Origin of the sequence: Aestuariivirga sp., from assembly GCF_041738905.1 — a bacterium.
Classification (GTDB): domain Bacteria; phylum Pseudomonadota; class Alphaproteobacteria; order Rhizobiales; family Aestuariivirgaceae; genus Aestuariivirga.
Map to the genome: position 1 here is coordinate 25,759 of NZ_JBGSOZ010000195.1, position 6,019 is coordinate 31,777.

General features: G+C 62.5%; 5 protein-coding genes. 1 reads left to right on the top strand and 4 read right to left on the bottom strand.

Going from position 1 to position 6,019, the window contains the following annotated elements; all coding sequences use genetic code 11:
* Window position 1: 1 nt before the first annotated feature.
* The 4 genes from ACEW8Q_RS18995 to ACEW8Q_RS19010 all read right to left on the bottom strand — a co-directional run bounded on the left by ACEW8Q_RS18995 (window position 2) and on the right by ACEW8Q_RS19010 (window position 5,119).
* Window positions 2-1,231 carry a di-heme oxidoredictase family protein gene (locus ACEW8Q_RS18995; RefSeq protein WP_373505633.1) on the bottom strand — a complete coding sequence of 410 codons (1,230 nt, stop codon included), beginning with the start codon at window positions 1,229-1,231 and terminating at the stop codon, window positions 2-4.
* 6 nt (window positions 1,232-1,237) lie between these two features.
* A complete protein-coding gene (locus ACEW8Q_RS19000) occupies window positions 1,238-2,521 on the bottom strand; it encodes an imelysin family protein (protein ID WP_373505634.1) in 1,284 nt (427 codons plus the stop codon).
* A gap of 202 nt (window positions 2,522-2,723) precedes the next feature.
* Window positions 2,724-3,824, bottom strand: coding sequence for a cytochrome-c peroxidase (locus ACEW8Q_RS19005; RefSeq protein ID WP_373505638.1), 1,101 nt, complete (start codon window positions 3,822-3,824; stop codon window positions 2,724-2,726).
* A 182-nt stretch (window positions 3,825-4,006) separates the two neighbouring features.
* Window positions 4,007-5,119, bottom strand: coding sequence for an iron-containing alcohol dehydrogenase (locus ACEW8Q_RS19010; RefSeq protein WP_373505635.1), 1,113 nt, complete (start codon window positions 5,117-5,119; stop codon window positions 4,007-4,009).
* Window positions 5,120-5,250: 131 nt separating this feature from the next.
* Between ACEW8Q_RS19010 and ACEW8Q_RS19015 the strand changes: the two genes are divergently transcribed.
* Window positions 5,251-5,979 (top strand): GntR family transcriptional regulator, encoded by a 729-nt coding sequence (locus tag ACEW8Q_RS19015; RefSeq protein WP_373505636.1) that lies wholly within the window; start codon window positions 5,251-5,253, stop codon window positions 5,977-5,979.
* Window positions 5,980-6,019: the final 40 nt, after the last annotated feature.

Here is a 6,019-nt window from a genome sequence, read left to right on the forward strand (position 1 = left end):
CCTAGAGCTTCGACACAAAATCTAGAAGCAATTGCCTGTCGCGTCCATCGAGACCCTCGAAGGCCCGCCTCGCCTGCGCTGCCTCGCCGCCATGGCGCACGATGGCGTCTGCTATGCTTGGCGTCGCACCATCATGCAGATAGCGCCGTATTCCATTGCGCGATGCCAGGTCGCGGAGCGGTGCTGTCCGCCATTCCGCTGGCAGCACATCGCCCTCGCGGATGACCGAGCCGGACTCATCGCCCATGTCGTGCAGCAGAAGATCGCTGAACACCGTGACGGAGCCGCCGCCGCGTGCGGGCATCCGGGGCCGGTGGCAGGCCGCACAACCCGTCTCGGCGAAGAGCCGCGCGCCTTTGGAGGCGAGGTCGGCCTCGGGCGCGTCCAGCGTGCGGAGATAGCCGGTGATCAGGGCCAGCATGTCGCCGGACAGTTCCTCGCCCTCCGTGAGTGAGCTCTGCCCCGTGGCGCGGGACAGACAGGCGACTTGCGATGCCGTGCAGTCACCGAAGGGGCTGCGCACGCGGGGCGAGGACAGGCCCATATCGAGCGCAGCGGCATGCGCTGTCTGCTCGATGAGAGACGCCGCTCCAGCCTTTTGTCCAAAGCGCCCCAGCGCACGATGACCGTTGGAATCGGTCACGAAACGGGCTCGTCCCGATATGCCATCGCCATCGCGGTCATCGGGATCGGCGAGAGCCATCACGGCATCGGCATCGATGTCGTCCAGCAACCCCCTGCCCCTCAGAGAAGGCGCGATGCGCGTTTCGAACAGGGCAGCAGGATGAGCGGTCTGCGTGCTTACTGTAAGCACGCCCTGCACAATCCTGACGCTGACGCGTCCTTCAGCCTCCAGCCCCGGCAATGCACGGTTCTGGACCTGCGTGCCGAGAACCGGATGGGGCGTGCCATCCGCTGAGGCCGCCCGTACCGCCAGTCCGCGTGCAATCAATCTGCCATTCTTCTCGACAAACTGCGCCGCACCTCCTCCGCGATGACAGCCATTGCAGGACTTCGCATTGAACAAAGGCCCGAGCCCATCGGCCGCATCGGTGGAGGCCGGCGCCCCGACCCATTCACGTTCGAACAGCGCACGGCCAGCAACAGCATCGAGCGCGTCGATGGCATTGCGATCCACTTCATCGGAAGCCAGCGGACCCGCAACCGCCATCGTTGCCGCGATGACAGCAGCAGCGCCGAAGGCTGCAAGAGTTGAGCGGAACGCGATCATCGTGTCCTATTGCGCCGAGACAGCACCCGGATTGTCGAGACTGTCGGAGCCCTCGACCTTGATCGCGAGGTTCATGGCGCTCACCAGCGCTTCGATGCCGCGGGTCTGGACGACGAGGCTGTCGATGGCATTCTGCACCAGCGCATTGCCTTCGGGATTGTTGGCACCGATCATCTGGTCATAGGCCATGGTGCCGCTGTCGCCCTTGTCCTTCACCGCCTTGAACTTTGCGAGCGCGTCCTGCATCAGCGCATCGAGCTTCATCTGGGTGTCCGGCGCCGTGACGGCGGCGAGGTCCTGGATGCCGGGACCGTCGAGCACAGTGCCGTCGCGGCGCTTGAGCGTGCCGGAGTAGATTGTCCACATGCCCTCGACATCATAATAGTGCGAGTTGTGCGTATTGTCGGAAAAGCAGTCGTGCTCTTCTTCCGGATCGTGAAGAATGAGACCCAGCTTCATGCGTTCGCCGGCAAGTTCGCCATAGGACAGGCTGCCGAGACCGGTGAGAATGACGCCGAGCGCTTCGTTCACGGGCTTCGCCACCACATCCTTGCGGGCCGCGCCTTCGGCTTTCCAGTTCAGTGCCATCTCCTGCAGGTCGGCCACCAGAAGATCGGTTGCAGCCTTCAGATAGGCCGCGCGCCTGTCGCAGTTTCCATTGGTGCAGTTCGCCGTGTCGAAGTCCGTATACGGACGGTTTCCCGCGCCCGGTCCAGTGCCGTTGAGGTCCTGACCCCAGAGCAGGAACTCGACGGCGTGATAACCGATGGCGACATTCGACTCGGAGTCAGCCGCCTCATGCAGCGACTTTATGAGATCGGGCGTGATCGCCGTTGCATCCACCTTTTCGTTGCCGATCTGCAGGGACGAATTGGCGACGACATTCGCCACATAGAGTGTGTTCTCGTCAGACTCCTCGCCATACTTGCCCGTGTCGACATAGTCGATCAGGCCTTCATCCAGCGGCCAGGCATTGACGCGGCCCTCCCAGGCATCGACGATCGGGTTGCCAAAGCGGAACCCCTCCGTCTGCTGATACCAGGGACGGGCATCGAGCCAGGTCTTGCGTGCCGCGTTCAACGTGTCTTCCGAGGGCGCGGCGATCAGGGCTTCGACTGCCTTCAGGAGATCGACTGCGGCGGAATGGGCATCGGCATACATCGCTTCCGCCATGTCGGCGTAATGCGTCACGACGGCCTCGGGCGCAGGCGCATCGGCGCGCGCAAGCGAGACGATGGCCGACAGCGTGAGGGCGGTGCTGGCCAGAAGGCCGGGCCAGGGAAGGCGCATGGGAGAACTCCTGTTCAATGAAAAGGGTGGGAGGAATCTCGCTTTCACGGAACCGCGTCCGTAAATCCGAGTATTTCAGTCAACTATCATGCGACGGAAATTCGGACAACAGAAAAATACCTGAAATCAATAGTTTAGAATTATTCTAGTTCCAGCGTCCGCTGGATGCGCAATCGGGCGAACAGCGCCAGGGTATCAGAAGTCACTTGATCAGCGGCTCATGGCGCTGGTCGGTCAGGGTTTTCAGGAAAGCCACAAGCGCATCGATCTCGCGGTCCTTGAGGGCGGGACCGAACTCCAGTTCCTCGCGCGAAATGTTTTCGGGAACCTCCGGCGGCGCAAACGGGGCTCCGGTTTCCGGATTGATCTGCCGCCGTGGCGCCTTGCTGTTGTACTTGTTGTAAAAGAGGATCACCGTCCTGAGATCGTTGAAAACCCCGTTGTGCATGTAGGGGCCGGTCACGGCGACATTCCTGAGGGTGGGCGTCTTGAACATGCCCTTCTGGGCCGCGTCAGCCTTGCCATTGACGGTGTCGAACAGGCCGAGGTCAACGCGGCCCGGAGCAGACCCATTGGCCGCACGCAGCGCCGTGTTTTCCGGCACGCCGATATTATGAAACTCGTAGTTCGAGAAGGTCTCGCCTTCGCCGCCCGCAATATCCTTCAACTGATGGCAGGTGTTGCAATTGGTGAACTGGTTCGAGAAGAACAGCACGCGGCCAAGCTCCTCTTCATCTGTCATATTGTACTGCCCGCGCAGGAACCTGTCGTACTTTGAATCGAAGGGAGCAAAGGCAGGCGTGCGCTCGAAGGCGGCGATGGCCTTGGTCATGGCCGCGTATGCGGTCTCGTCGCTCTGGAACAGCGCCGGTCCGAACACCGCTTCGAAGGCTGTCACGTAGCCGGGATTTTCGCGAAGCCGTTTGACGACAGCGCCCTTCGACTCCATGCCCATCTCGATGGGATTGAGCGGCGGTCCTCCGGCCTGCCCTTCGAGGTCAGGCTCGCGGCCATCAAGGAACAGGCCGCCCACCCACCTGCCCTTGGCATTCCTGTGCGGGCGCGGCGAAAACTGTGCATAGGCGGCACTGGGCGCGTTGCGGTCACCCAGCGATGTGCCGTCATCGCCAAGCGAGGCGGCGCGGCCCACGGCAGTGTCGCGGGGATCGATGAAGGCATGGTCGGGCGAATGGCAGGTCGCGCAAGACTGGGTGCGGTCACGCGACAGGTTGACGTCGAAGAACAGTGCCTCGCCCAATGTCTCGATGTCGCCAGCCGAACTCATCGCGGTCATCAGCGCCATGGCGGCCGCGAGTGCCAGTCCATTCAGGCCTGATCGGAAAACGCGCGGTGCTCTCGACATGACTTCGACTCGATCCGGATGCCGCCTCATGCGCAATCCGCGAAAATCAATCAACGGCCAGGATGAAGCAGTGCCCAGAGTGAAGCAGCCGGTTCAACCGCTCTCGTCACACCTCCGGCGGATCAGGCCGCTTCCTTCATGATGGCCAGATAGTCCTCGACCGTGGCGGCGCGCGGGTTCGTCGCGTGACAATGATCCTTCATCGCTTCGTGCGAGACCTGTTCCATCATTGCGAGCGTGACGCCCATGGCCTTGAGCCCGCTGGGCATGCCGATGGACGCGTTGAGCTCTGCGATTGCCTTGTCGGGCGCATCGCCGAGAACCGCAGCGAGCGCATCCCACTTGGCCCCGATTACCGAACGGTTGAAGCGCAGCACCGCTGGCATGAGCACGGCATTGAGGGTCCCGTGATGCAGGTTGAGCGACCTGATAGCGCCCAGCGGATGAGTCAGCGCATGAACCGCGCCCAGCCCCTTCTGGAAGGCCATGGCGCCTTCGAGAGCGCACATCATCATGTCGTTTCGGGCGGCCTTGTCGGCACCATTCGAAACTGCCGTCCGGATCGCCCCCCACCCGCGCCGCAGTCCATCCATCGCAATGGCATCGGCGGGGGGATTGTAGGCCGAGGCCATGAAGGTTTCGAGGCAATGCGAGATCGCGTCCATGCCCGTGGCCGCGGTCAGGCCCGCGGGCAATCCGTAGGTCAGTTCAGGATCGCACAGGGCAATCGAGGGGAGCATGTGCGGCGAGATGATGCCGAGCTTCCGTCCCTCCGCCGTGATGATGACAGCTGCGCGGCCGACTTCAGAGCCGGTGCCGGATGTCGTGGGAACGGCGATCATCGGGCAAATGCGGCCATGGATGCGCGCCAGCCCGCCCGCGACAAGCGCATATTGGGCCAATGGGCCGTCGTGCCCGGTCAGCAGCCGCACCGCCTTGGCGAGGTCGAGCGCCGAGCCGCCGCCGAGCCCGATCACCCCGTCGCAGCCATTCGCCTTGTAGACCTCGTAGGCCGCCAGCACGGCCTCCTCGGTCGGATTGGCAGGCGTCCCGTCAAACATCGCAAAAGGCTGGGAGAGCAGCGCCGAGATCCTGGCAACCAGTCCCGTTGCGACCAGCCCCTTGTCGGTGGCGATCAGCGGCTTCTTAACGCCCAGCACGCCGAGCAACTCCGGCAGGCGCGCGACCTGACCCTCGCCGAATTCAATGCGCGTAAGATAACTGATGGTGCTCATGGCAATCGCAGGCTTTCCGCTTGTTTCGCAATCCAATATATGAGCTATTAGACGCAGATCGGTCCCGGACTGTCAATTGGAACGGGAAATTCTTCTAAACCTCTAAAATGACGAGAGTTTCGCGAAGTGCGATGACGGAAAAGAACCCAGCAAAGTCCGATCAGATATATTTGTCTCTCCGCCGCGCCATCGTGCGGCTGGAGATGGAACCGGGATCGGCGATCCTGGAAAAGGACATCTGCGCGCGTTTCGACGTCTCGCGGACGCCGGTGCGCGAGGCGTTGCAACGGCTGGCCGAGGAAGACCTGGTCAATATCCATCCGCATTCGGGCACCTGGGTCAGCCGCATCTCGTTCAAGGTTGCGGAAGAAGGCTTCATCCTGCGCCGGGCGCTGGAGATCGAAAGCGTGCGGAAGGCGGCGGAACGGATCGGCGAGGATGACATCGCGGACCTGAAGGACATCATCGCCCGCATGCGCCGGATCCTCGAAGAGAACCGCCTTGAGGACTACCTTGAGGAAGATGACGCATTCCACGCGACCATTGCGCGGGTGAGCGGCTATCCACGCATCTGGAGGTTCATCACTTTGGCCAAGGTGCACCTTGACCGCATGCGCCAGCTGAGCGCGCCGGTGCCGGGCCATCTCGCCGATGTGACGGAACAGCACGCGGCCATCGCCACGTCGCTGGAGCGGCGCAACGCCATGCAGGCCGAACTCGCGATGCGCATTCACCTCGACAGCTCGTTCGGTGTCATGGCCGGCATGTATTCCGACAAGCAGGCGCTGTTCACGGACGACATGGAAATTACAATCGCCTTGAGGCCAGGAGCTTCGGCACCCAAAGGGAGATCGGCATGACGGAGCTTCGGAAACACTACGACGTTGTCATCATCGGCGC